Consider the following 25,333-nt stretch of genomic DNA (forward strand, 5'->3'; position numbering starts at 1 on the left):
TCAAACCCACCCGAAAGCGCGCATCGCCGCCACGGTGGCGAAACCGGCCGCCATGAACAGGCCGGTCGCGACCATGGAGCGCGGCGACAGGCGTGACAGGCCGCAGACGCCATGTCCGCTGGTGCAGCCGCTACCGAGCCGCGTGCCGAACCCGACAAGCAATCCGCCGATTATGAGGACCGGGAGCGAAGAGGGGAAGGTGACGGCGATCGGCCGCGCCGCCGCGATCAAGGCCGCCCCGACCGGCAGGCCGATGATGAAGGCCAATGCAACGGCCCGCGAATCCGAGCCGGTGATGCCGATCGCTTGCGCCGCGAGGCCGCTGACGCCAGCAATCCGGCCGATGCCCAGCAGCATCACGACCCCGGCGAGTCCGATCAGCAGCCCGCCGAGGAAGCCCATGCCGGGCGCCGCATTTGCGAACAGCGCGCTCATAGGGCGTCGAGCGGGATCTTGAGATAGCGTGTCCCGTTATCCTCCGGCTCCGGCATATGGCCGCCGCGCATGTTCACCTGAATCGACGGGAGGATCAGCTTGGGCATGTCGAGCGTCGCATCGCGCGCTTCGCGCATCGCCACGAAGCTATCTTCGTCGACGCCATCATGGACGTGCACGTTTTCGGCCCGTTCCTCTGCCACGGTGGTTTCCCAGCGATAGTTGTCACGGCCCGGCGCCTTGTAGTCGTGGCACAGGAACAGTCGGGTTTCGGCGGGAAGAGTCAGGAGACGGCGGATCGAGCGATAGAGCATCCGCGCGTCGCCTCCGGGAAAATCGGCGCGCGCCGTGCCATAGTCCGGCATGAACAGCGTATCGCCGACGAAAGCCGCATCCTCGATCACATAGGCAAGATCGGCGGGCGTATGACCCGGCACATGCAGCACGGTCGCGCTGAGGTTGCCGATCGAGAACTGGTCCCCGTCCTCGAACAGATGGTCGAACTGCGACCCGTCTCGCGCGAACTCGGTGCCTTCGTTGAACAGCTTCCCGAAAGTCGCTTGCACCGTCAGGATCGCCTTGCCGATGGCAAGTTTCCCGCCCAGCTTCTCTTGCAGATAGGGAGCCGCCGACAAATGATCGGCGTGGGCGTGCGTTTCCAGCAGCCATTCAACCTTCAAATTCTGTTCGCGGACATAGGCGATGATCGCGTCCGCCGATGCAAAAGCGGTGCGGCCAGCAGCAGCATCGTAGTCCAGCACGCTATCGATGATCGCCGCGTGCCGGGTTTCCGGATCGTGGACGACATAGCTGGCGGTGTTGGTGGCTTCGTCGAAGAAGGCCCGGATTTGCGGGACGCCCTTACAGGCTTCGCCGATCTGATGGGCCGCGCGTCGAATCGCTTCGTCCATGGCTCGTTCCTTGGTTTTCATAATTACAGAACTATGTAAGTATGTAATCGCATTGCGTCAAGGCGCATGAGATGCCAAGGATGACACCATGACGACGACGCCCGACGAACCTCTTTCCTCCCTGCGGCTTGGCGATTCTGCGCCCGATTTCGAGGCGAGGACGACCAAGGGGCCGCTGCGCCTGTCCTCGCTGCGCGGGAAATGGGTCGTGTTCTTCTCGCACCCCGCCGATTTCACGCCGGTCTGCACCACCGAATTTGTCGGCCTCGCCAAAGCGCAGGATCGTTTCGAGGAAATGGGCGGTATGCTGCTTGGCCTGTCCGTGGACAGCCTTTATGCTCATCTGGCCTGGCTCAAGGCGATCCGCGATCTATTCGAGGTCGAAATCCGCTTTCCGGTGATCGAAGATCCGTCGATGGCGATCGGGCGTGCTTATGGGATGATCGGGGAGGCGGCGCAGGACAGTTCCGGCGTCCGGGCGACCTATTTCATCGATCCCGATGGCGTGATCCGCGCGATCACCCACTATCCCATGAATGTCGGGCGTTCGGTCGATGAAATGCTGCGGATGCTCGCCGCGCTCCAGGCCGCGCACGCCGGCGACCGGCTCGCGCCCGAAGGGTGGCGCGCCGGTGAACCGCTGTTGCTGCCGCCTTCGGAGGAAACCGATAGCGGTGATTGGTTCTGCCGGAGTGCGCCGTGACCGCTCTCCATGCCGCGCGCGAGCTGGCGGACGCCGCTGCGGAAAAGCTGAAGGCTTACGCGCAACCCCAGCGCCTTATGATCCTCTCGCTTCTGCTGGAGCGTGGCGAGCAGTCCGTTTCGGCGATCGATGAAGCCACCGGCATCGGCCAGCCCGCCCTCAGCCAACAACTTGCCGAACTGCGCCGATCGGGCCTTGTGAGCACGCGCAAGCACGCGCGGCAGGTTTACTACAGCCTTGCCGACAGCGGGACGGAGCTTTGCGTGCGCGGGATCGAGGCCGTATTCGGTGCGGGCGATCTATCCGGTTTGCCGGGCTTGGCCACCGATGAGCGATCCGACCTTGTGCCCGGCGTGGCCCATTTCGCACGCGTTGTCGGCCGCTGAAGCTACCCGCTCAAAGTCCTCGCCGTTGTCGTTACCTTTACGCCCGATGGTTCCTGCGCAACCGCCGTAGCCCTGCTATCGCGATCACGATGATCCCTGCGCCCAAGGGAATAGCGTTTCCCCACAGCGAATATTGTGTCGGATCGGCGGGCGATGGCAAGAATGCATCTAGGCGGCCTGCTTGGTGAGCAGGCAAACGCGCGGCGATGCTCCCGTCTGATCGGATTACAGCCGTCTCGCCCGTCGGCGTCGCTCGGATGATCGGCAGACCTTCTTCGATCGCCCGGAGGCGCGCTTGCGCGAGATGTTGCTGTGGTCCGCCAAATCCGAACCAGGCATCATTGGACGGATTGAACAGAAAGGCCGGGCGATTTTCTGGATCGATCACCGCAGCCGGGAATATGATCTCATAGCAGATCGACACGCCGGCCCTGAGTTTCCGGATGTTCAAGGTCCGCGGGCCAGGCCCGGCAATGAAGTCGGTGTTGCCCGGCACCAGCCGCGACATGCCGAGACGTCCGAGAATGTTTGAAAATGGCAGATATTCGCCGAACGGCACGAGATGGGCCTTGTCATAGCGAACAAGGATGGCGCCGTCCGCATCGAGCACGAAGACACTGTTCGTCAGCCCCTTGTTTTCGGTCGTTCCTATTGCGCCTGTGAAAAGCAGATCTTGGGCACTCAAAGCCGATGTTGCTTGCCGCCTTAGGGCGAGGTCAATGTCCAACGGCTCTGTGATGGCCGCTTCGGGCCAGAAGATCAGTCGAGGTGCGTTGGAAAGCGGAGCCTTGGTCAAGGCCATGTATTTCATAAGCTGAGCGTCGGCTTCGCCGGGCCGCCATTTATCGGACTGGCTGATATTTCCCTGCACGACACTGATCGGGATGGAAGTGTCCGCGACCGTGCCTTTCTGGGGAAAAGCTAACCATGCCGTAATGATGCCGATCGTGGCGATGAGCGGACGCAGGCTGTCGCCGCGCGTGACGGCGGCAATCAGACCGCACAGCAGAATCGTGACGCCTGAGAGACCCAGGCCACCGATCACGGCCGCGCCTTGCGCTACGTGAGGTGCATCAAGCCAGATCGACGCTAGCGGGTTCCAGGGGAATCCGGTCAGCACGATTCCGCGCAGCCATTCTGCAATCATGAAGCCCGCCGACGCATGCACCGCGAAGCTGATCCCCGATGCTTTGCGCGTCACCGCATGGGCAAGGCCAAGCGCAAGCGCCCAATAAAGTGCGGTATAGGCGGAAAGGAGAGCGACCGCGATCCATCCTAGCCAGGGCGGCATCGCATCCTGAAAGGAAAAGGCGTGCGCCAGCCAAAACAGGCTCGCGATGCCGACGCCGACGCCGAACCACCAGCTCGCCGCGAGTGCAAGGCGCATCGTGCAGAAGGCGCTGGTCGTCCGTAGAAGCAGCACAAGGGACGCGACCGTGGCGGGCCAGAAACCAAATGGCGCAAAGCCCGTCGCTGCGACCGCACCGAGAGATATGAGGCCGACGCGCCGGGAAATTAATGCATCAACCCGTCCTATGATGCTCCGAATAAAAGCGGTCCTGGTCGATTGAGCGGATGCTGGCGCCGTTTCTGCCGAAGTCTCGGATTGCAAGCGTCCGCCCATGGACGAATTTGCAACCGGCAAGCTTAAGGCCGCCTTAGGCGCGTGTCTCCTAACGCCAGGATGCTGTATAGGACGACGCGGCAAGGCTTAAGATTGACGTAAGATTATAGGTTGAGGGGCATCGTTGCACGGGCGAGCCAAGAGACAGCGCAGGCGGGCTAGTGAAGCATCGAGTAAAATTGACCCGCCGAGAATTGATCCAGCTATCCGGTGTCGTAACGTTGGGCTTCGGAGTGAGCTTCATCCTCAGAAAGATGGCGCCTCTCGGTCGCGACGTATCGGGCAGCGATGTAGCGCAATCGCTTCTCCGCGATCAGGGCGCGCCGCGTGAAGGGCCACCCGAGGCGGACGTCACCGTCGCGGTCTTTACGGACTATCAGTGTCCTGCGTGCAAGATGGCCGAACCTCAATTTCGAATGGCGTTTGAAGAAGATCGCAATGTGGCGGTTATCTATAAAGACTGGCCGATTTTCGGACCTGTGTCGCAGCGCGCGGCACGAATTGCGCTCGCTGCTGATCGGCAGTCGATCTATCCGCAGGTTCATCATGCCTTGATGAGCGAACGCCGGGTGCTGGAGCCGGCGGTCCTGCGCGAAGTGGTCGAACGCGCGGGTGGCCAATGGGATCGGATCGAGCAGGATTTGAAGGACCATGCTCGCGAGATAGATGCGATGATGGCACAAACTGCGAAGGAGGCATTTGCGCTTGGCATTGCGGGAACGCCTGCATTCCTGATCGGCCCATCGCTGATTGAGGGAGCCTTGGACCGACAGGAATTTCTTCGTGCGTTTCGTGCCGCCCGAAAGTCCGCTTGATACCACTTTGTCGATGGCCATTGTGTCCGATAATTATGATTCTCGGACACAAGCTTGACGGTCGAGGAAGGGCGTTTTACCCTCCCTAAATGGCCTCTGAAGCGCCCGACCCCGACAGCACGCTGCCCGCGACGATCGCGCAACCGGCGCTCCCCGACATCCTGCGCGCCGAGGTCGAGCGCGCGGCCACCTATGCGAAGGCGTCGCGGTCGGCGGCAACGCAGCGCGCCTATGCTGCGGATTGGAAGATCTTCACCGCCTGGTGCGACGTTCGTGGATTAGAAAGCCTGCCCGCGACGCCCGCCGCAGTCGCGACCTTTCTCGCCTCCGAAGCCGATCGCGGTATCAAGGCCAACACGATCGGCCGTCGGCTCGCTGCAATCGGCTACCATCATCGGCAGGCCGGTATCGATCCACCGCAGGAGCGATCGGGTGCCGGCGCCATGTTCGAAGTGCTCGCCGGCATCCGTAATAGTCTGGGCACCCGCAAGGAGCGCAAGGCACCTGCCGATGCTGACGCGCTGAGCATGATGCTGGCGACGATCGAAGGCGACGACCTGCGCGCGCTGCGCGATCGCGCAGTGCTGGCGATCGGCATGGCGGCGGCGCTGCGCCGCTCCGAGCTGGTGGCGCTCTGGATCGACGATGTTGCATTACCGGCCGAGGGCCTGCGCGTGCTGATCGGACGGTCCAAAACGGATCAAACGGGCGAAGGCGCGGTAATTGCCATTCCCGAAGGTCGGCGCATCCGCCCCAAGGCGCTGCTGCTGGCGTGGATCAACGCCGCCATCGAGGCGGCGCGCGAATTGAACAATCCGCTCATCACCTTCGACGAGGGGCCGCTGTTTCGCCGGTTGACGCGCGGGGGTGCTTTGACCGCCGATCCTATGTCAGATCGGGCGGTCGCCCGTCTGGTCCAGCGCTGCGCGGCGGACGCCGGATTCGATCCTGTCGACTATGCCGGGCATTCGCTGCGTTCAGGCTTTCTCACCGAGGCGGCGCGGCAGGGCGCGAGCATCTTCAAGATGCGCGACGTCAGCCGTCATAAGTCCGTGCAGGTTCTTTCCGACTATGTGCGCGACTTCGAGATGTTCCGCGACCATGCCGGTGAGAAATTCTTGTAATGCCAATCGTGGATACCAAGAGCTTCAATGTCGGCATAACTGCTAGGTTGGGCTACCGGCTTTGGTCGATGCGGCGATATTCCGCGGGTGGCGACGGCCGTTTGTCATCGACAACCTTGCTTAGCACCTTCTGGACGAAATAGGCGTCGCTACCGGGAGCACTTTCCTTGCCGGCGCCCCGCTGCATCGCGGCCTCCGATCCAGTCCGCAGCCGAACAGGTTCAAAGGACTTCCCTTCGGCCAGCGCTCCGGCGATGCGCTCGCGGGCATTACGGATTATCTGATCCCTCAGTTCGGGTTTGTCGTGGAGCGCGTTGTTCAACACGGCCTCCATGAAGCGGAAATTGCTGTCGGCGGCTCGTTTGTTGGCTTCGCCACCCGGTTCCGGCTGCTTTTTCCGCGCCATGGCTACTTCTCCTGCCAGCGTCACCACCTAGCGATTGCGTTGCCGTTCTGGCGGTCGATGTTCGCGTTGCGGCGCCGGCGTCGGAGATCGTTGACGAGACGCCGCCGTGCGCCGCGCAGCCGGTTGTTCGGCTTCGCGTTCCGGGCCGCCCCGGACACGGGCGGGTTTGATATCCCGCCCCTGTCCGAGCTGATCGGCAATCTGTTCGCGCGCGATCCGCATGACCCGATCAGCGGTTTCCGGTGAAGTTTCGAGAGCGCGTCGGACTACAATGTCCATTGCGCGAAGCTGGCTCTGGGCGGCGCGCTCATTGCGGCGGGTCCGGTCGGCAACCCCGTTGGCCCTCTCCCGCTCCTCGCTGTTCCAGGGCGGCGTTCCCGGCTTGCGATCCGAATCTGGCGCATGGAGGCGTTTCTGATCGCTCAGATCACGCACCAGACCCGGATCGCGATCGCCGCGCTCGACATACCAGCGACCGACAAGCGCCATGTCATAATAATGATTGTCGGCGATCGCCGAGGCAATTTCCGCATGAGCACGGGATTTACCCGCAAAGCTGTCCATCGCGGTCATCGCTCGATCGACGCTTTGGGCGCCGCGCGTCCGGCTGTTGCTGTCATCCGCATACGTCCATGCCCAATCGGCCGAGGCGTAGGCTCTGTTCGCGGCCCGTGCTTCGGTAGGGTCTAATCCTGCCCGAAGCATGGTCACGCTAATCGCCCGATCGAGCGCTTCGGCCGTTGGCCGCCTATAGCCGTCAACCGGCGTCGGGAGGGATCGTGTCGGCGAGGAAGGGGGTATGTCCTGGGGCCGCGCCCTGTCGCGGGGCTGTGCTTCCCGGCTTGGTGCGGTATCTGTGTCCTGCGTCGGTTCAACGGGTGCTTCCCGCGCTTGTTGCCGCTCAGAAACCGGCGCGATGCTATTACGCGCCTTGTCATTCCTTATGCGGTCCAGCTCCTGTAAATCCCGGTCTGTCGGTTTATACCCCCGCACAGCTATCCCGCGCTCTGCCGCTTCGAACCACACCGCGCGGCGAAAAGTCTCGCTGCCCGCAACCTGAACCCGGTCCCAGCCTCGATGTTCGGCGACGGTGACGAGATCCTTGGCGACCTCACGGCTGTCATTATCGGTGACGAGCCGGTTGCCCCGGTCCTGAAAGGCGGGCTTGTCGGCTGTCGGCGTGCTGAAATAGGCGGGATCGCCCGTCCAGCGCGAAGGCTGGGTATAGTAGCGGCGCTGCACCGCTTCCGGCATATCACCGGCATTGAAGGAAGGATCGCGCGTTCGTTCGGCCCCGCTGCGCAGTTCGAGATTCGTGGCCGCGCGATCCCCTTTTTCCTCCTGCTGGGGTCGCTGACTATCTGGATCGCGGCGAAATACGCGGGTCAAGTCGGCCCAGATGCTATTTCGGCCGCCGTGTTGCTGTTCGCTCATCTTGCCGTCTCCTTCAGGCCGGCTCGCGCTGATCGGTTGCGCGTGCTATCATCTGTTCAACAAAGGCCCTGGCCTCGCCCTCGCTGGCACCTCTCTTCGGCACTTCGATATCGTCAAGCACCAGCGCGTTAGCGGGAATGACGACGTTCCCGCTAATCTCCGCGTCGGTCATCTCTCTATCTGGTATTTGGCCGGTATCCGCCTCGCCCGGCACATCGTTCGGAATTGGCGCAACGACCTTTTCTTTCTCATCCGCCGCGTTCGCCAGCGGCGGACCCGACGGAGCGGGGCGAGGAGCAGCCGGGCGAGCGTGAGCGGGCAACGGGTGCGCCTCGATTTCGGGCGGGCGCATTAGTCGGCGCTTAAGAACGGGCATCCGATAGTAGAACAGCTTTTTTGCCCGGATTGGCGGGATGCCAGCGCGCAGCACCAGCATGTCCTTGCGCGACATCTGCATCAATTCCTGCGGCATCAGTAGGGCGCGGCGCTGATCGCTTTCCGTGGTGCTGCGATTGGCGAGCAGGCCGTGTATCGTCAGGCTCTTTGATTTCGCCTTGAAGCTGTAGAAGCCCAATCGTTCCGATAGCTCCTTTGCCACGTCCAGCTCCTTGGGGGTGAAGGCGACTTCCACCCCGCAATTCGTTACGATCGACCGGGCGACCTGATCGCCATAGAGCGCGCGCAATTGGGACTGGCCCTGGATCACCGGCAGCAGACGGAACCCATAGCCCGCTATGAAGGAGAAACTGTTGGCGATCGTCATCGCGCGCCCGAGCTGCACAAACTCATCCAGCAAAGCGAGAACCTGCACTTTGAGCGTGCTGTCATCTTCGGGCAGCGTGCGGGTGTTGAGGTCGACAAGCTGTTGCAGCAGCAGATTATAAACCGGCGCCACACGCTCCATATTGTCGGGCGACACGCCGAGATAAAGCGACATTCGGCGACGACGCAGATCGCGCATATCGAAATCGCTCATTGAGGTCGCAGCGTCGACATAGGGGTTAAGCCATAGGCTGAGCTTCGAGGTTATGGTCTGCCGGACGCTGGAGAATGTGTTGTCCGACCCCGCCGTGAAATCAGCGATGGCATTGATGCAGGGCGTGGAGAGCCGGACCCCGGCCGTGGCCGCTTCCTCCACCAGCTTCGGCAGCGTCGTTTTCGGATCGCCCTGTGTCATCAGGCGGTAGATTTCGCCGATCGTGAATGGCCGATGCGGCATGGCGGCAATGTAGGCCCCTGTGCCAATGAAGCCGGTGCGGGCCGATTCCGCCCAGAACGGATCGCCTCTTTCCGGGCTGGGGAACAGCATCAGGGCAATCTTCTGCAATTCGTCGATAACTGCGACCTGATCGTCCCGATCTATATAGGCCCAGTCGGCCCGAAGCTGCGATTTTGGCCATGTTGAAGAACAAAGATTGAACATGGCGATCTACCAGGCTCGCTCTTGTCCTCCAATCTCGTAAACATCGGTCTCGATCGAGCACCTGTAGCTCTCTGCGATGTTGAACATCTCTGTCTGGAGAGATGCGATCTCATCATCGAGGCTGACGCCATCGGCACCCTGATCATAGGCGACGGTCAGCGTGTAATCGCAGTTCCCGGTCTTTTGCATCTGGTAATCCCGCTCCAGCATCGCCTCAATGCGCTCGCGAGCGGGCTTTCTGCCACGACCATGCTTGTTGAAGTTCTCGATGGTCAGATGCAGGGCGATGGTGACAGAAGGCGGCTTTTCCGGCAGCCCGATCCTTGAAGGAATGACGTCAAGCGCCCGATAGACGGTCATTCTTGAGATCTTGAGGTCGCGCGCGACGCTGGCCTTGCTCGCGCCGGCGGTGATCCGGCGTCGGATTTCATCGTCATCGATGTTTTTCTTCCGGCCTTTGTAGACGCCTTCGGCGCGCGCCGCCTCGATCCCGGCGCGCTGCCGGTCCTTGATGAACGTCAGTTCCATGTCCGCGACCATGCCCAGAATGGTGATCACCATCCGCCCCATGCTTCCGGCCGTCGTCACCTCCGGCTCAAGCACCCGCAATGAGGCTCCCTTCTGGTCGAGTTCATGAACCAGATTGAGAACATCGCGTGTGGAGCGACCGAGCCGATCGAGACGCAGGACGACGAGTTCGTCATCGGCGCGCAGGAACTGCATGATCGTCTCAAGCTCCGTGCGTCCAGTGCGCGATGCGCCCGAGCCTGTTTCGGAGCGGAGGATTTCACAGCCCGCTGCCTTCAACCGGGCAACCTGGATGTCGAGATCCTGGTCGATGGTGCTGACGCGGGCGTAGCCGACGCGGGTCATGGGCAAATCCGTCACATTAGGGTGGCTTTGCCCTCGTACAGTAACATTGGTGACGGAACCACCCTTTTGTGACATGTCGTATATGTCACTTCCGATCGTCACGTTCGGGTGCACCCAAATGGTGCGAGCGGAAAGGCCCCGGTCAGGCAGCAAGCCGCCCAAAATCGATCCGGCTATTCAGATCGAGGTCGAAGCGGCCATAAGGATTGACGTGGCTGTAAATCAGCGGTGTGAGGCCGCGATAATCATCCGGCGTCATCCGGCCCGTCCATTTCGGTTCCACCAGCACGCTCTGAAGCATTCGGGTGTTCACATAGACAAGCGACGCTTGCAGCAAATGTAGCGCCAGGACCGAGAGCTGCTGCTCATCGATGCGGTTAGTGGCGATCTCGCCGCCCTTGCCGAAGAAAACGAACCCATTGGCACTGTTCCAGTTTTCAACGACATTCAGGCCTTCATGAATTTCGCGGCGGAAGGACTCCTCGCGCAGATACCGGCACAGGAAGATCGTCTTGACCGCGCGGCCCAGCTCACTCAACGCCTTGTAGGTCGGGTGCATCACCTCGGAGCGGCTAAACCGGCGCAGGATCGCCTCCGGGTCGGCGGTTTTTGTCTGCATCGCGGCTGCATATTTGACCATCTGGCTCTGTTGCAAAAATCGTGAAGCTTGAGCATGCTTGGCGGAGATTGGACGGACGGAACGATGACGGATTTCAAGTGGCGCCATTTCCAGGGTGATGTGATCCTGTGGGCGGTGCGCTGGTATTGTCGCTATCCGATCAGCTATCGCGACCTTGAGGAAATGCTGGCGGAACGCGGCATTTCGGTCGACCATACGACGATCTATCGCTGGGTCCAGTGCTACGCCCCGGAGATGGAGAAGCGGCTGCGCTGGTTCTGGCGGCGTGGCTTTGATCCGAGCTGGCGCCTGGATGAAACCTACGTCAAGGTGCGGGGCAAGTGGACCTACCTGTACCGGGCAGTCGACAAGCGGGGCGACACGATCGATTTCTACCTGTCGCCGACCCGCAGCGCCAAGGCAGCGAAGCGGTTCCTGGGCAAGGCCCTGCGAGGCCTGAAGCACTGGGAAAAGCCTGCCACGCTCAATACCGACAAAGCGCCGAGCTATGGTGCAGCGATCACCGAATTGAAGCGCGAAGGAAAGCTGGACCGGGAGACGGCCCACCGGCAGGTGAAGTATCTCAATAACGTGATCGAGGCCGATCACGGAAAGCTCAAGATACTGATCAAGCCGGTGCGCGGTTTCAAATCGATCCCCACGGCCTATGCCACGATCAAGGGATTCGAAGTCATGCGAGCCCTGCGCAAAGGACAGGCTCGCCCCTGGTGCCTGCAGCCCGGCATCAGGGGCGAGGTGCGCCTTGTGGAGAGAGCTTTTGGCATTGGGCCCTCGGCGCTGACGGAGGCCATGGGCATGCTCAACCACCATTTCGCAGCAGCCGCCTGATCGGCGCAGAGCGACAGCCTACCTCTGACTGCCGCCAATCTTTGCAACAGAGCCACCGGGAACGCAACATCGCCATTGCGATCTGGGGGTCGTTGTCGGTCGTCGGCGCTGCGCTCGGACCGATCATCGGCGGTTTTCTGCTCGGCCATTTCTGGTGGGGGTCGGTGTTCCTCATCAATGTGCCGGTAGTGGTCGCTGCCTTCATTTCGGCGCTGATCGTTGCGCCGAAGGTGGCCGGCGATGCGACCAAGCCTTGGGACGTGGTGTCGTCGTTTCAGGCATTGGTGGCGCTGTCGGCTTTTGTGATCGCGATCAAGGAATCTGCCCATGCCGGGCAGTCGTGGGCCGTCCCCGCTATTTCGCTGCTGGTTGCCATCCTCGCCGGAGCGCTGTTCGTCCGCCGGCAACTGCGCCTGCCGTTCCCGCTGCTCGACTTCTCGATCTTCCGCAATGCCGCGTTCACATCGGGCGTTCTAGCGGCCGCGTTCTCCCTGTTCGCCATCGGCGGTGTTCAGCTTGCTACGACGCAACGCTTCCAGCTCGTTGCGGGCTTCACGCCGCTGGAAGCCGGGATGCTGGTTTCGGCGGCGGCGCTCGGATCATTGCCGACTGCGCTGCTCGGTGGTGCATTCCTGCATCGTATTGGCCTACGTATCCTTATAGCTGGCGGGCTTGCGGCGGGATCGCTGGCGGTCCTGCTTGCGACATGGGGCATCACTCATGGCCTTGGCTGGCTGATCGCCGGTCTGGCGCTGACCGGTGCCGGCGTAGGTGCAACAATGTCGGTGGCATCAACGGCTATTGTGGGCAATGTGCCTGTGCATCGCGCCGGCATGGCGTCGTCGGTCGAGGAAGTGTCCTACGAGTTTGGCAGTCTGTTCGCTGTCACAATTCTCGGAAGTCTTTTGGCCTACCTCTATACGGTCAACGTCGTGTTCCCCGCCGGAACCTCGGAAGCGGCCCGCGACAGCATGGCGTCGGCGCTGGTCTTTGCCAACGAGGCGGGGGCCGATGGTGTTGTCGTGCGTCAAGCGGCAGGAATCGCATTCGACCACGCCTATACGGTCGTCATGTACGTGGCGGCGGGTGTTCTGGCCGTGGGTGCCCTGATCACCGGCATCCTGTTGCGGCGCTACGGTCCCGGCTCGCAATCGTCAGCCTATCCCACACAACACTAAGGAAGCCGACATGGCGAGAGCCAGCAAGCGCCTCGAAGTGCTTGAAGCCATTGTGAGCATCATCGAGCGTGACGGCCTCACCGCCGTCACCCTCGACGCCGTAGCGCTCGAAACCGGCATGACACGCGCCGGCCTTCTGTATCATTTCCCGTCGCGCGAAGCCCTGATCCTCGCCACCCATGAGCATCTGACTCGCTCATGGGAACAGGAGCTGGAAGCGAGCGCCGGCAACACCTCGGACAGGGCGACAGACGCCGAACGACACGCCGCCTACATCAACACCTGCGCAAGAGCTGCCCGGCGGGTCGAACTGCTGCTCATGCTGGAAAGCTCCGACAATCGGCAGCTTGGCGATCTGTGGCAACAGGTCATCGACCGCTGGGCACCTCCTGCGCCGATTGGAAACGACGCTGCCGAGTTGGACAGGTTCATTTCGCGCCTTGCCGCCGATGGGCTGTGGATTCACGAGGCGCTGTCGTCGCGCCCGCTCCCCGAGCAACTGCGCAAGCGTATCGCGGCGCGCCTCGTCGCGATGGCCGCCGGACCTGTTGAGGCGGAAGAAAACCTCCCGAAATAACTGGTGTCCCCCCACAACCCGGCCCAGTCGGCCCGAAGCTGCGATTTTGGTCATCTTGGAGAACACGTCGGGAACGGGCTGGTTGTTGTTGACGATCGCCCATGCGAGGAACGACGTTCCGCTCCGATAAGGGAGCGGCGTTATGAGCCTTGGCGTTTCGAGTGGGGATCTGATCGGCTCCTGGAGCCTGAGTTTTTCGGACATCGCGTTCGTGACCGGCAAAGCGGAGACGGCACGACTGGGATTGGCGGTTCAGCTTAGATTTTTCGCCGGGCATGGCTTCTTTGTGCCGGATCATGCGTCGATACCCTCCGACGGTGTCTTGTATCTGGCGGAGCAACTTGGTCTCGATGCCAAATCCGTGAACCACTATGATTTTTCCGGGCGCACCGCCCGCCGGCATTGCGCGGAGATTTTGCGGCATCTCGGGTTCCGCCGTATGACGCAGACGGATCGCAGGGCGTTGTCGAGGTGGATTTCCGACGATCTTTGTGCGGGCGGGCAGCCGATCAATGCCATGCTCGAGCATGTTTTCCTGTGGTGCCGCGACCGCCGTATCTATGGGCCGTCGCGCAAGGAGCTGGAACGCCTCGTCCGTTCGCAACGACACCTCTATCTGGAGGCCCTGTTGGCCCGAGTCCGCGATCGGCTTGCGCCGGATGCGGTCGCCTTGCTGGAAGCCTCGCTCGCCGATCCCGATGGCCCGACCGGCTTCAACACGATGAAGGGGGATGCAGGTCAGGCGACGCTCGAAAACATTCTTGGCGTGACCGCCAAACTCGCCTTTATCCAACGGCTTGCTCTTCCCCGAGATTTCCTATCGGTCACGGGCAAGGCATGGGTCGATCAGATCGTTCGCCGGGTTGCCGGCGAGAAAGCCTCGGAGATGCGCCGGCATGTACCGGCGCGCCAGCTCGGGCTCTATGCCGTTTATCTGATGGCGCGGGAAGCTCAGCTTACGGATGCGATGGTCGACCTGCTGATCGAGACGGTCCATAAGATCGGATCGCGCTCGAAACGCAAGGTGGTGGGCGATATCGCGAAAGACATCGAGCGGGTCTATGGCAAGGAGCGACTCCTGGTCGAGATTGCCAGCGCTTCGATCGACGATCCATCCGGGCGCATCTGCGATGTCATTTTCCCAATCGCCGGCAAGGACAAACTGGCGGCGATCATCAAGGAAAGCCAGGCAAAGGGCGCCTTGGATCGGCGGATCTACAAGGTGATGCGGAGGTCATGGGCCAATCATTATCGCCGTATGCTGCCAAGCCTGCTTTCGGCACTGGAGTTCCGGTCGAACAACGCCGTGTGGCGTCCGGTGCTGGCGGCCCTGGACTGGATCAGAAGCAAAGTGGATGATGGATGCCGCTACGTGCCGCCGCACGCAGTGCCGGTCGACGAGGTCATTCCGGCGAGATGGCGCAGTTCCGTCATTGATGAAGAGGGGCGCGTAAACCGGATCAGTTATGAGCTTTGTGTCCTCGCGCAACTGCGCGATCGCATCCGTTCTAAGGAAATCTGGGTTGTCGGGGCGGACCGATACCGCAATCCCGATGACGATCTTCCCAAGGACTTCGATGCGCGGCGAGAAGCATATTACACAGGATTGAACCTGACGGCGGATGCGCGTGCATTTTCAAGCGCCATCCGGGAAGAGCTTGCTCAGGAACTGTTGCTCCTCAATGCCAATATTCCCCGGAACGACAAGGTTCGGCTGCTGTGGCGCGGCGAGAACCGTATATCTCTCACCCCGTTCAAACCCTTGCCCGAACCCAGGGGTCTCGCCTCGATCAAGACCGAGATCGGCCAACGCTGGCCGATGACCGGGCTGCTCGACGTACTGAAGGAGGCTGCCCTTGATACGGGACTTCTCGAAGCGTTCGAAACATCGGCCTCGCGTGTTGCACTGCCGAAAACCGCGCTGGATCAACGTCTCCTGCTATGCCTCTACGGCCTGGGAACGAATGCCGGGCTCAAGCGGATCGCCGGCGCCACCCCCGATGTCAGCTATGAAGAGCTGCTGCATGTCCATCGCCGCTTCGTTCATGCCGCGGCGCTCAAGGAGGCGTGTGCCAGGGTTGCGAATGCGACCCTGGCAATCCGCAATGCTGCAGTCTGGGGGGACGCCGGCACGGCCTGTGCGTCAGATTCCACAAAGTTCGGAGCCTGGGATCGCAACCTGATGACGGAATGGCATGCGCGTTATGGTGGACGGGGCGTCATGATCTACTGGCATGTCGAACGACGCGCGACATGCGTCTATTCCCAGCTCAAGCGCTGCTCTTCCTCCGAGGTCGCCTCCATGATCGAGGGCGTGCTGCGCCATTGCACCGACATGGAAATCCAGCGACAATATGTTGATAGTCATGGCCAAAGCGCGGTTGGCTTTGCATTTTGCCGGCTTCTCGGATTTGAGCTTGCACCCCGCCTGAAAGCGATCGCTCGCCAGAAGCTGGCTCTTCCCGATGTCGGCATGCGAACGCGGCTTCCCCACTTGCAGCCGATCCTCTCCAGTCCGATCAACTGGGATGAGATCGAGCAGCAATATGACGAGATGGTCGGCTCTGTTGCAAAGATTGGCGGCAGTCAGAGGTAGGCTGTCGCTCTGCGCCGATCAGGCGGCTGCTGCGAAATGGTGGTTGAGCATGCCCATGGCCTCCGTCAGCGCCGAGGGCCCAATGCCAAAAGCTCTCTCCACAAGGCGCACCTCGCCCCTGATGCCGGGCTGCAGGCACCAGGGGCGAGCCTGTCCTTTGCGCAGGGCTCGCATGACTTCGAATCCCTTGATCGTGGCATAGGCCGTGGGGATCGATTTGAAACCGCGCACCGGCTTGATCAGTATCTTGAGCTTTCCGTGATCGGCCTCGATCACGTTATTGAGATACTTCACCTGCCGGTGGGCCGTCTCCCGGTCCAGCTTTCCTTCGCGCTTCAATTCGGTGATCGCTGCACCATAGCTCGGCGCTTTGTCGGTATTGAGCGTGGCAGGCTTTTCCCAGTGCTTCAGGCCTCGCAGGGCCTTGCCCAGGAACCGCTTCGCTGCCTTGGCGCTGCGGGTCGGCGACAGGTAGAAATCGATCGTGTCGCCCCGCTTGTCGACTGCCCGGTACAGGTAGGTCCACTTGCCCCGCACCTTGACGTAGGTTTCATCCAGGCGCCAGCTCGGATCAAAGCCACGCCGCCAGAACCAGCGCAGCCGCTTCTCCATCTCCGGGGCGTAGCACTGGACCCAGCGATAGATCGTCGTATGGTCGACCGAAATGCCGCGTTCCGCCAGCATTTCCTCAAGGTCGCGATAGCTGATCGGATAGCGACAATACCAGCGCACCGCCCACAGGATCACATCACCCTGGAAATGGCGCCACTTGAAATCCGTCATCGTTCCGTCCGTCCAATCTCCGCCAAGCATGCTCAAGCTTCACGATTTTTGCAACAGAGCCCATTGATGCGTATAGAAAAGAAGGGGCCTCTGCCCCATGCTTATCGTTCTTCCGGGAGTCATTTCATGAAGACCCGCCTATTCGTCGCCTTGCTGTTCCTCGCCATGCCCGGCGTAGCGCTTGCGGCCAGTGATATCGTCGTCCACCGGGATCCGGGATGTGGATGTTGCGAGAAGTGGGCGCAGGCCGTGCGCGCGAAGCTGGGACGCAAGGTCGTCATGCGTGACGATGCGTCGCGCAGCGAGCTTCAGCGCAAGGCCGGCATGCCCCGGACGCTGGCATCTTGCCACAGCGCGATCGTCGATGGCTATATGATCGAGGGCCATGTCCCGATATCCGACGTCAAGCGCTTGCTGGCGACCCGTCCTGCGGGCGTCAAAGGCATTGCGGTTGCGGGGATGCCGATCGGTTCGGAGGGCATGGAAGTGGCAGGCGCTGCCCGCCAACCCTATACGGTGGTGGCCTTCGGCAGCGCCGGTCAGCGAATTTTCGCCCGCCATTGATATCGCGCGGTTTGCAGCATCCTGCAGAATTGCCCGGTGGTAGAGGACCCCGCTGTCGAGTGTAGAACCTTGTGTCAAGCGAGCTGATGGCGTCCCTACCCCTACCTACACTGAAAAAGCAACGATTTGTCTTGTAAGTTGTTCGCGGTCGTCTCCCTGATTTGCCTGAATTTGGCCCAAAATGTGGGAACGATTGTGGGACCGTTTGCCCACCGAAAGTGTGAGAACGGCCCCAACATTCCCGATCAGGGCCCCGAACCGATGGCACTCACAGCATTGAAGGTGAAAAACGCGAAGCCCGGTCGCCATGTCGATAGCCGGGGCTTTGCCTGATTGCACTTTGCGTTCGCTTGCATTACATCGTCATGCAGAAAGGAAATCGACATGGCCGCAAACGCTCTTGTGCAGACCCGGATCGACGGAGCGGTGAAGGAGGAAGCCGCGACCGTGCTGGCTGCTATGGGGCTGACCGTCTCCGATGCCGTGCGCCTGATGCTGACCCGCGTTGCCCGCGACAAGGCCTTGCCGTTTGAACCGCTGGTGCCCAATGCCGAGACGATCGAGGCCATGAAGGAAGCGCGCGAGGGAAAGGGCAAGCGGTTCGCCACGGTGGTCGACCTGATGGCCGACCTCAATGCGGACGATTGAACGCTTCGGGCGGTTCAAGCGCGACTACAAGCGGGAGAAGAAGGGGCAGCACGCCAAGACGCTGGACGCTGACCTGATCCCGATCATCGAGGCGCTGGCATCCGACGAGCCGCTTGAACCGCGCCACCGCGACCATGCGCTGACCGGCGACTGGCGCGACCATCGCGATTGCCACATAAAGCCCGACCTCGTGCTGATTTACCGCAAGCCCGATGACGACACCTTGCAGCTTGTGCGCTTGGGATCGCACGCGGAATTGGGTTGGTGACGCCCGCGCATGGCGAGCTTATACGTTTGTCGGGTATGTCAGCCAGAGGCACGATTACGGGTTAGGTGTGATCAGCGAGCATCCGATGCCAACAAGCTTTTGCAGAAGACATCAATCGCAGAGATGCATTCGGCAGGCGCTGCTTGAAACAAAAATGAGGGCCATAAATCACTTTCACCCTCAAATTCTGACAAATTTGCCGTTAGTTCACGACTGGTGAGCGAGAAATGAGCCGATCGCGTTGGGCTTGAAGAGCCGACCGCTCGCTCCACCGTCGTGACCCCTACGTTGATGACCGGCGGATGCTGGCCCGGTAGACGATGCTGCCGAGAGCGACGACGACGCCCATGATGGCAAAAGATTCCATGCTCGAATGGCTCAAAAGCCAGATCGTGAGAAGGAAACCCTATTTCCGTGATTTGCTCGATCACATGCTCAGGGTTGAGAGCGCCATCACCGGCATCCGCGACATCCTGATCTCGGTGTTCGAGGCGAGTCACCTGCTCGAACAGCAGCGCCAGGGTGCGATCACGCGTCAGCTTGCCGCCTGGGCCGCGATCCTCGCGGTGCCTACCGCGATTGCCGGAATCTACGGCATGAATTTCGAGAATATGCCCGAACTGAAGACGCAATGGGGATATTTCGTCATCCTCGGCGTCATCGCTGCGGTCTGCATTGGGCTCTACATCCGGTTCAAACGTAGCCACTGGCTTTGACGGCGCAGATCGGCTTTCCACATCGCGCCGGGCTGAGGCTGCCGGGGGCCGGCCGCCATAACTCAATGCTTTCGCAGAACCTCGGCGCGGTGCCGGTCCAACGCATCGAGCAAAGCCCTGCCGATCAAAGGCTTTGCGAGAACGTGATCGAAGCCCGCCTCGGCGGCCCGCCAGGCCAGCAGCGTGTCGTGAAAGCCTGAGATCATGATGGCGCGTCCCGACCATCCGATCTCGCGAAGGTGACGCAGCATCGCGAATCCGTCGATGTCGGGCATGCGATAGTCGAGGATGACGCAGTCTGCCTCCTTCGCGCGGGGGTCGGCCAACAGCGCGTGGCCGGTCGTATATCCCCACACGGCATAGCCGCGCGATCTCAGCAGCAGCTGGAGGCCACGCCGCACGCCGGGATCGTCGTCGGAGACGAGGATGGTGTATCTGCCATCATGCTGAGTGGAACGGACCGATGGCATTGCGAGAAGCGGACACCCGTGTGACGATTGCACCATCGATCGCATATCGCGCCTCGTCCCGTCGCTACGTAGAGGTCGCAGTCACTTCGGCTTGCGGCCCATGCCCGCGGCAAAGGCGATCCGCAGGGCTTCGGACAAATTGCGGACCTCGAGCTTGGCCATCAGGCTCGCGCGATGGACCTCGACCGTTCGCGATGAACAGCCCAGGTCATAGGCGATCGTCTTATTGGGCAGGCCGTTCGCCAGCCCTTCCAGCACTTCACGCTCCCGGGGCGTCAGTGCAGCGACCCGCACGCCGGCTTCAGAGGTTTCCAGAGTGCGAAAGTCGACATCGTCGAGACGCGCGAACGCGCGGCTGACGGCGCCGAGCAGGGCCGCTTTCTCGAAGGGCTTCTCGAGAAAGTCGACCGCGCCGCCTTTCATGGCCTGCACCGCAACCGACACGTCGCCATGGCCGGTCAGGACGATGACCGGCATGTTGACCCCGCGTGCTGCCATGGCGGCCTGAACCTCGAGACCGTCCATCTCGGGCATGCGCACGTCAAGGATGACGCAGCCGACGGCCGCCGACTTCGCCTCCTTGAGAAACTCCACGCCCGAGGCATAGGTCACGACGTCGTAGCCCGCGGTCTTGAGCGCAAAGCTCGCCGCCTTGCGGATGCTCTCCTCGTCGTCGACCAGATGGATGACGCGTCTATCCCCCATGTTCCTCCTCCGCCCGCGCATGGATCAAGGTAAAATGAAAGCGGGTGCCGCCGCGGTCGGGGCGCTCCATCCAGATACGGCCGCCATGCGCTTCGATGATGGTCCGGCAGATCGAGAGGCCGAGGCCCATGCCGTCGGCCTTTGTCGAGTTGAACGCCGTGAAGAGCTGCTCGCGGATTCCGTCCGCGATGCCGGGACCGGTATCCTCCACGGTCACCTCGATCAGCCCGTCAGGGCGCAACCTGGTCGCCACCTTGAGGTCGCGAACCGGACACTCCGCCATCGCCTCGATGGCATTGCGCATCAGGTTGACCAGCACCTGCTGGATCTGCACCCTGTCGACGAGGACCAGCGTCGCGGCGGGATCGACCGCAAAGAAGCTGCGGATGCCGCGCTCGCGTGCACCGACCAGCGCGAGCTGGCTCGCCTCGGCGATGACCTGCGGCAGCTCGTGGAGGCTCTTGTCGACCTCGCCGCGGGCGACGAAATCGCGCAGGCGCCGGACGATATGGCCGGCCCGCAGCGTTTCCTGTGCCGCATCATCCATCACCGACCGTAGCGACACGAAGGGTTCGTCGTCCCGCTCGTCGAGCATGTCGCGGATCGTCTCGAGATAGAGCGCGACCGCGGCAAGCGGCTGGTTGAGCTCATGCGCGAGCGTCGAGGCCATCGTGCCCATCGCGCTCAGCCGAGAGACATGGACCAGCTCTGCCTGCAGTTCCTTGAGCCTGAGCTCATCCTGCTCCTTGGCGGTGAGATCCCGGATAAAGCCGGTGAACAACCGCTGCCCGTCTTCACCGGCCTCGCCGACCGACAGCTGCATCGGGAAGGTTGAGCCGTCGCGGCGCTGGCCGACCACGACGCGACCGAGGCCGATGATCCGGCGCTCGCCGGTCTGCAGATAATGCGCGAGATATTCGTCGTGACGGTCGCGATCGGGCTGGGGCATAAGGCAGGAGACGTTGCGGCCGACGAGCTCGGCTTCGCTGTAGCCGAACAGGCGTTGTGCCGCTGCGCTGAACGACGTGATGGCGCCGGTCTCGTCGATGATGATCATCGCATCCGGCACCGTCGCCAGAATCGATTGCAGATGCTGCTCGCGGGTCTCGATCGATGCGCGGACCGCCGCCTCGTCGGTGACATCGCGGCTGATGCAGGCGAAGCCGCGATGTGTGTCGCCTTCGAACAGTGCGGTGATCGTCAGGCGCGCCAGATATTCCGCGCCGTTCTCGCAGACCCGCCACGCTTCGCGCTCCAGCGTGCCCTCGTGAAGGGCGGCCGCCAGGTCTGCGCCTGGACGCCCCGCCGCAATCTCGTCGGGCGGGTAGAACAGGTCGTGGGGCTGTCCCAGGACGCGATCGAGCGGCCAGCATTCGGCACGCTCGCCTTCTTCATTATAGCTCAGCACCATCCCGGAAGGATCGAGCAGCGTCAGGACGTGGCCGCCAGCCTGTCGCAGGAACAGCGGCGCAAGCCGCGCCACCTCCCTGGCAATCTCGTCGGGCCCGCGCCTCGTGTAGACCATCGGCCGGCTCACACGCCCGGCCGGGCGCACGTATCCGGGCGTAGCCGGACCGTGCCACTCAGCGCCGCGCGAGTATGGCCTTCATCTCGTCGATTTCCTGCCGCTGCGAGCGCTTGATCGATTCGCAAAGCCGGATGACTTCGGGATCGCTCAGCTTTGCTTCCTGGCACATCAGGATCGCGCCGGAGTGGTGTGGGATCATCGAGCGCAGAAAGGCCGTGTCGCCGATCGTGGTCTGCGTGCGGATGAACGCGAAGCTGCCCAAGAAGGCGACCAGCGACGCGGCGATCAGCGCGATGTTGGCGGCCTTCGACGGGAACATGTGCCGCATGGCGAGGATCATGAGCACCACCATCGGTGAGACCATCATCAGCGTCATGTAGAGCATGTTGAGGTTGTTGTAGAAGCTGTCGAGCCCGTCGATCATGACGAACATCACCAGATACATGATGACGCCGCTGATGACGGTCTGGAAGGCCAGGCTCCAATAGGCGCCCATCTTCCGTGTGCTCATGTGGGACGAATGATCCATGGCGTATCTCCTTCGTTCGGCGCAGGCCGACCTGGGTCTCAGTGTAACGCCCCGCTCTCCTGTTCGCCCCCGCCATCAGCCGTCCCGATGCTAGAACCAGAAGCGGATGCCGGCGACGAAGCTGGTGGCATGGACGTCCTCGCCGGCAAGCCTCGACAGCCGCGCCGTGTCGCCGGCTTTGCGCAGATAAGAGACGCCGATATAGGGTGCGAACTGGCGGCTGAACTCATAGCGCAGGCGCGCGCCAAGCTCTATGTTGACCAGCCCCGAACCGATGTCGTTCTCCGGAATATCCTGCGCGGCGAAATTGACCTCGGCGCGCGGCTGCAAGATCAGGCGCTGGGTAATGCGCTGGTCGTAATAGCCCTCGACCCGGCCCAGAACATCGCCCTTGGTCGAGAGGAACAGCGCGCCTTCGACTTCGAACATGCCGGGAGCCAGGCCCTCGACGCCGACCGTCGCGTAAGTGCGGTCGGGCCCGCGGCCGAAGTCCTGGCGGATACCGCCCTGAAGATTGAAATAGGGGTCGATGGCCCGGCTATAGAGCACCTGCACCTCCGCGCTGTCGATGCCGCGGCCGAACTCGCCTTCGCCCTCGCTCTTGAGCCAGAGCCGGTTGATATCGCCGCCGTAAAAGCCTTCGCCATCCCAGCGATAGCCATCGCGACCGCTATGCGCTTGATACTCGAACAGGTTGAGCAGCACCTGCCCGAAATTGTTGCCGCCGCTGTCCTTCATCATGATGTCGCGTGAGCGCGCCATCTCGGCGCCGGGAAAATCACGATCGGCGAAGTGGTCGCTGGGGGGAGGCGGCGGGGGCGCATTGCCGGCCGGAAGCGCCGTGCCGGTCATTTGCATGCCGGGCATGGCGGTCTGGCCATGCTGCGAATGGTCCATCCCGGGCATGTCCGGCATCGCGCCGTCCTGATGCTGGGAGTGGTCCATGCCCGGCATGTCCGGCATCGCGGGAGACGCGGGTTGCGGCTGACCGGCCGCATCTCCCTGCGGCGCAGGACTGGCCTGGTGCTGCGAATGGTCCATCGCCGAGGTGGCGTCTGGCGCTGGTGTCTGAGCGCGCGGCCTGGCGGCGGCCTTGTCCTTCTTCTTCTCCTGCGCCGGCGGCACCTCGCCCGGCGGCGCCATGCCGGGCATGCCGTGCATTGAATGATCCTGGGCAAAGGCGGGCGCGGCAGCGAAAAGGGCGATCGCGCTCACCAGCGGCGTGAGGATGCGGGTCATTACGCGTCTCCCTTCGGACGGACGCTCACGACCCGCATCATCCCGGCATGCATGTGGTAGAGGAGATGACAGTGGAAGGCCCAGTCGCCGACCGCGTCGGCGGTGAAGTCCCAGGTCACCTTGCCGCCGGGCTGGACGATTACCGTATGCTTGCGTGGCGCATGATCGCCATGCCCCGTCACCAGCTCGAAAAAATGCCCGTGAATATGGATCGGATGCCCCATCATCGTGTCGTTGATGAGATTGACGCGCACCCGCTCGCCTTCGATGAAGGGGATCGGCTCGTGATGGTCCGACATTTTTTCGCCGTCGAACGACCACATGAACCGCTCCATGTTGCCGGTGAGGTGAATGTCGATGCTGCGGCTCGGCGCGCGCACGTCCGGATTGCGATCGAGCGCCATCAGGTCCCTGTAGACAAGCACCTTGTGGCCGACGTCGGCGAGGCCCTGGCCGGGCTCGCCGGTGCGGTCGACGGGCATCGGCGAGATGGTCTGGACGCTCGGGTCGCGCTTCACCTGCGGCGCGTTCGAGAAGTCTCGCATCTTCATCGACCCCATCGCGTGCCCGCCATGGTCCATGCCCGCCATCTGGCCATCGGCGCCCATCGCGCCGTGGTCCATCCCGCTCATCGCGGAATGATCCATCCCCGAATGATCCATGCCTGCCATGGCGCTATTGTCCATGGTCGCCATCGCTGCCGCCGCGCCGGTCGCGAGGCGCGCGGACGCGTTCTTCTCGGCCGTCGGATCGACGCCCCGCATAGCGCCGCCCGACATGTCCATGCCTTCCATGCCCGGCATCGAGGACATGTCCATGCCCATGTCCTTCATGTCGGCGAGCGGCCGTTTGCGTAAGGGGGGAACCTCGCCGGCCATGCCGGCGCGCGGCGCGAGCGTGGCACGCGCCATGCCCGAGCGGTCGATCGCCTCGCCGACAAGGGTGTAGGCCTTGTCATCGCCTGGGCTGACAACGACGTCGTAGGTCTCGGCAACACCAACCTGGAACTCGTCGACGGTGACCGGCACCACATTCTGCCCGTCGGCCTGGACGATGGTCAGCGGCAGGCCGGGGATGCGGACGTTGAAGGTGGTCATCGCCGACGCATTGATGACCCGCAGCCGCACCCGTTCGCCCGGGGTGAAGAGCGCGGTCCAGTTGTCCATCGGACCATGGCCGTTGACGAGATAGGTGTAGGTGGATCCGGTCACATCGGAGATGTCGGCCGGGTCCATCCGCATCTGGCCCCAGTCGAGCCGGTCCTTGAGCGGCTGATCCTTGCCCGACAGGAGCCCGGCCAGGGTCTGGCGCTGGAAATTGAAATGGCCGGGGTTGACCTTGAGGCGCCGGAAGATCGCCTGCGGCGAGAGCGCGCTGTGATCGGCGAGCACGATGACATGCTCGCGGTCATAGGCGACCGGATCGGCACCGGCGGGATCGATGATGATCGGGCCGTAATGGCCTTCCTGTTCCTGCAGGCCTGAATGGCTGTGGTACCAGTAGGTGCCGCTTTGCACGACGGAGAACTGGTAGAGGTAGTTCGAGCCCGGCTTGATGCCCGGAAAAGACACGCCCGGCACACCGTCCATATTGGCCGGCAGGATCAGCCCGTGCCAGTGGATCGAGCTGTCCTCCTCCAGCTGATTGATGACGTTGAGCCGCACGCGCTGGCCCTCGCGCAGCCGGATCAGCGGGGCGGGGACCGTGCCGTTGAGGCCGATTGCCCGGAACTTGCGCCCGTCGATGGTCATCGACTGCCGGGCGATGGTGAGCGTAATGTCTTCGCCCGACACGGTCGGCAGCGTCGGTCGCATCCCCGGCGAGATCGTCTGCGCCCAGGCCGGCAGCCAGGCTGACAATGCTGCGCCGCCGCCGGCGAGGGCCGCGCCGCGGAGGAACTGGCGGCGGTCGAGAGCAGAAATCATTCGGT

24 protein-coding genes and 3 pseudogenes are annotated in these 25,333 nt (G+C 62.4%); 12 read left to right on the forward strand and 15 right to left on the reverse strand.

Features of this window, described 5'->3' with window-relative positions; all coding sequences use genetic code 11:
• Both LDB26_RS19605 and LDB26_RS19610 read right to left on the reverse strand, forming a co-directional pair.
• On the reverse strand, window positions 1-435 hold the full coding sequence (locus tag LDB26_RS19605) for a YeeE/YedE family protein (protein WP_257542408.1): 435 nt from the start codon (window positions 433-435) through the stop codon (window positions 1-3).
• A complete protein-coding gene (locus tag LDB26_RS19610) occupies window positions 432-1,346 on the reverse strand; it encodes an MBL fold metallo-hydrolase (protein WP_257542410.1) in 915 nt (304 codons plus the stop codon). The genes LDB26_RS19605 and LDB26_RS19610 overlap by 4 nt, the downstream gene beginning before the upstream one ends.
• 88 nt (window positions 1,347-1,434) lie before the next feature.
• On the opposite strand from LDB26_RS19610, the gene LDB26_RS19615 reads away from it, so the two are divergent.
• Window positions 1,435-2,049 (forward strand): peroxiredoxin, encoded by a 615-nt coding sequence (locus tag LDB26_RS19615; protein ID WP_257542412.1) that lies wholly within the window; start codon window positions 1,435-1,437, stop codon window positions 2,047-2,049.
• Window positions 2,046-2,435, forward strand: coding sequence for a helix-turn-helix transcriptional regulator (locus LDB26_RS19620; protein ID WP_257542414.1), 390 nt, complete (start codon window positions 2,046-2,048; stop codon window positions 2,433-2,435). Before LDB26_RS19615 ends, LDB26_RS19620 begins: the two co-directional genes overlap by 4 nt.
• Before the next feature lie 37 nt (window positions 2,436-2,472).
• Here LDB26_RS19620 and lnt read toward each other — a convergent pair whose 3' ends face one another.
• Window positions 2,473-4,059, reverse strand: coding sequence for an apolipoprotein N-acyltransferase (lnt, locus tag LDB26_RS19625; RefSeq protein ID WP_257542417.1), 1,587 nt, complete (start codon window positions 4,057-4,059; stop codon window positions 2,473-2,475).
• A 179-nt stretch (window positions 4,060-4,238) separates the two neighbouring features.
• Here lnt and LDB26_RS19630 point away from each other — a divergent pair, with 179 nt between their 5' ends.
• Window positions 4,239-4,874, forward strand: a complete 636-nt coding sequence (locus tag LDB26_RS19630) for a DsbA family protein (protein ID WP_257542419.1) — start codon at window positions 4,239-4,241, stop codon at window positions 4,872-4,874.
• A gap of 89 nt (window positions 4,875-4,963) precedes the next feature.
• A complete protein-coding gene (locus LDB26_RS19635; RefSeq protein ID WP_257542421.1) occupies window positions 4,964-5,998 on the forward strand; it encodes a site-specific integrase in 1,035 nt (344 codons plus the stop codon).
• Between the two features lie 52 nt (window positions 5,999-6,050).
• On the opposite strand, the gene LDB26_RS19640 is transcribed toward LDB26_RS19635, so the two are convergent.
• The 5 genes and pseudogenes from LDB26_RS19640 to LDB26_RS19660 form a co-directional block, all read right to left on the reverse strand.
• Window positions 6,051-6,404, reverse strand: coding sequence for a hypothetical protein (locus tag LDB26_RS19640; protein ID WP_257542423.1), 354 nt, complete (start codon window positions 6,402-6,404; stop codon window positions 6,051-6,053).
• A 27-nt stretch (window positions 6,405-6,431) separates the two neighbouring features.
• Window positions 6,432-7,838 (reverse strand): LPD7 domain-containing protein, encoded by a 1,407-nt coding sequence (locus tag LDB26_RS19645; protein ID WP_257542425.1) that lies wholly within the window; start codon window positions 7,836-7,838, stop codon window positions 6,432-6,434.
• 13 nt (window positions 7,839-7,851) lie between these two features.
• Window positions 7,852-9,261: a type IV secretory system conjugative DNA transfer family protein gene (locus LDB26_RS19650; protein ID WP_257542427.1), complete on the reverse strand. Its 1,410-nt coding sequence runs from the start codon at window positions 9,259-9,261 to the stop codon at window positions 7,852-7,854.
• A gap of 6 nt (window positions 9,262-9,267) precedes the next feature.
• Window positions 9,268-10,134, reverse strand: coding sequence for a recombinase family protein (locus LDB26_RS19655; RefSeq protein WP_006961816.1), 867 nt, complete (start codon window positions 10,132-10,134; stop codon window positions 9,268-9,270).
• 142 nt (window positions 10,135-10,276) lie between these two features.
• A pseudogene (locus tag LDB26_RS19660) lies at window positions 10,277-10,786 on the reverse strand (Tn3 family transposase); the annotation flags it as partial.
• A 51-nt stretch (window positions 10,787-10,837) separates the two neighbouring features.
• Here LDB26_RS19660 and LDB26_RS19665 point away from each other — a divergent pair.
• The 4 genes and pseudogenes from LDB26_RS19665 (at window position 10,838) to LDB26_RS19680 (ending at window position 15,953) form a co-directional block, all read left to right on the forward strand.
• Window positions 10,838-11,602: an IS6-like element IS6100 family transposase gene (locus tag LDB26_RS19665; RefSeq protein ID WP_001389365.1), complete on the forward strand. Its 765-nt coding sequence runs from the start codon at window positions 10,838-10,840 to the stop codon at window positions 11,600-11,602.
• Window positions 11,603-11,649: 47 nt separating this feature from the next.
• A pseudogene (locus LDB26_RS19670) lies at window positions 11,650-12,780 on the forward strand (MFS transporter); the annotation flags it as partial.
• Window positions 12,781-12,790: 10 nt separating this feature from the next.
• Complete coding sequence (locus LDB26_RS19675; protein ID WP_008786762.1) at window positions 12,791-13,357, forward strand: TetR/AcrR family transcriptional regulator; 567 nt, start codon at window positions 12,791-12,793, stop codon at window positions 13,355-13,357.
• A gap of 142 nt (window positions 13,358-13,499) precedes the next feature.
• A complete protein-coding gene (locus LDB26_RS19680) occupies window positions 13,500-15,953 on the forward strand; it encodes a Tn3 family transposase (protein WP_257542281.1) in 2,454 nt (817 codons plus the stop codon).
• An 18-nt stretch (window positions 15,954-15,971) separates the two neighbouring features.
• On the opposite strand, the gene LDB26_RS19685 is transcribed toward LDB26_RS19680, so the two are convergent.
• On the reverse strand, window positions 15,972-16,736 hold the full coding sequence (locus tag LDB26_RS19685; RefSeq protein WP_001389365.1) for an IS6-like element IS6100 family transposase: 765 nt from the start codon (window positions 16,734-16,736) through the stop codon (window positions 15,972-15,974).
• A 126-nt stretch (window positions 16,737-16,862) separates the two neighbouring features.
• Between LDB26_RS19685 and LDB26_RS19690 the strand changes: the two genes are divergently transcribed.
• The 4 genes and pseudogenes from LDB26_RS19690 to LDB26_RS19705 all read left to right on the forward strand — a co-directional run.
• Window positions 16,863-17,300, forward strand: coding sequence for a DUF411 domain-containing protein (locus tag LDB26_RS19690; RefSeq protein WP_007683347.1), 438 nt, complete (start codon window positions 16,863-16,865; stop codon window positions 17,298-17,300).
• Window positions 17,301-17,684: 384 nt separating this feature from the next.
• Complete coding sequence (locus LDB26_RS19695; protein ID WP_004212689.1) at window positions 17,685-17,948, forward strand: type II toxin-antitoxin system RelB/DinJ family antitoxin; 264 nt, start codon at window positions 17,685-17,687, stop codon at window positions 17,946-17,948.
• Entirely contained in the window at window positions 17,935-18,216 is a 282-nt protein-coding gene (locus LDB26_RS19700; protein WP_004212690.1) for a type II toxin-antitoxin system YafQ family toxin, read from the forward strand. Before LDB26_RS19695 ends, LDB26_RS19700 begins: the two co-directional genes overlap by 14 nt.
• Window positions 18,217-18,617: 401 nt before the next feature.
• Window positions 18,618-18,932: pseudogene (locus tag LDB26_RS19705) on the forward strand (CorA family divalent cation transporter); the annotation flags it as partial.
• A gap of 62 nt (window positions 18,933-18,994) precedes the next feature.
• On the opposite strand, the gene LDB26_RS19710 reads toward LDB26_RS19705, so the two are convergent.
• From LDB26_RS19710 to LDB26_RS19735, 6 genes are all read right to left on the reverse strand, one after another.
• The gene (locus LDB26_RS19710; RefSeq protein WP_007683354.1) at window positions 18,995-19,402 is read right to left on the reverse strand and encodes a response regulator; all 408 of its coding nucleotides are present in this window, start codon (window positions 19,400-19,402) and stop codon (window positions 18,995-18,997) included.
• An 81-nt stretch (window positions 19,403-19,483) separates the two neighbouring features.
• Entirely contained in the window at window positions 19,484-20,107 is a 624-nt protein-coding gene (locus LDB26_RS19715; RefSeq protein WP_007683357.1) for a response regulator transcription factor, read from the reverse strand.
• A complete protein-coding gene (locus LDB26_RS19720; protein ID WP_007683359.1) occupies window positions 20,097-21,632 on the reverse strand; it encodes a nitrogen regulation protein NR(II) in 1,536 nt (511 codons plus the stop codon). Before LDB26_RS19720 ends, LDB26_RS19715 begins: the two co-directional genes overlap by 11 nt.
• Window positions 21,633-21,690: 58 nt before the next feature.
• Window positions 21,691-22,164 (reverse strand): DUF305 domain-containing protein, encoded by a 474-nt coding sequence (locus LDB26_RS19725; RefSeq protein ID WP_007683361.1) that lies wholly within the window; start codon window positions 22,162-22,164, stop codon window positions 21,691-21,693.
• A gap of 90 nt (window positions 22,165-22,254) precedes the next feature.
• Complete coding sequence (locus LDB26_RS19730) at window positions 22,255-23,403, reverse strand: copper resistance protein B (RefSeq protein ID WP_007683363.1); 1,149 nt, start codon at window positions 23,401-23,403, stop codon at window positions 22,255-22,257.
• On the reverse strand, window positions 23,403-25,328 hold the full coding sequence (locus LDB26_RS19735; protein WP_007683365.1) for a copper resistance system multicopper oxidase: 1,926 nt from the start codon (window positions 25,326-25,328) through the stop codon (window positions 23,403-23,405). The genes LDB26_RS19730 and LDB26_RS19735 overlap by 1 nt, the downstream gene beginning before the upstream one ends.
• Window positions 25,329-25,333: the final 5 nt, after the last annotated feature.

The sequence above is a fragment of the Sphingobium sp. CFD-1 genome, from assembly GCF_024611115.1.
GTDB classification, from domain to species: Bacteria; Pseudomonadota; Alphaproteobacteria; order Sphingomonadales; family Sphingomonadaceae; genus Sphingobium; species Sphingobium baderi_A.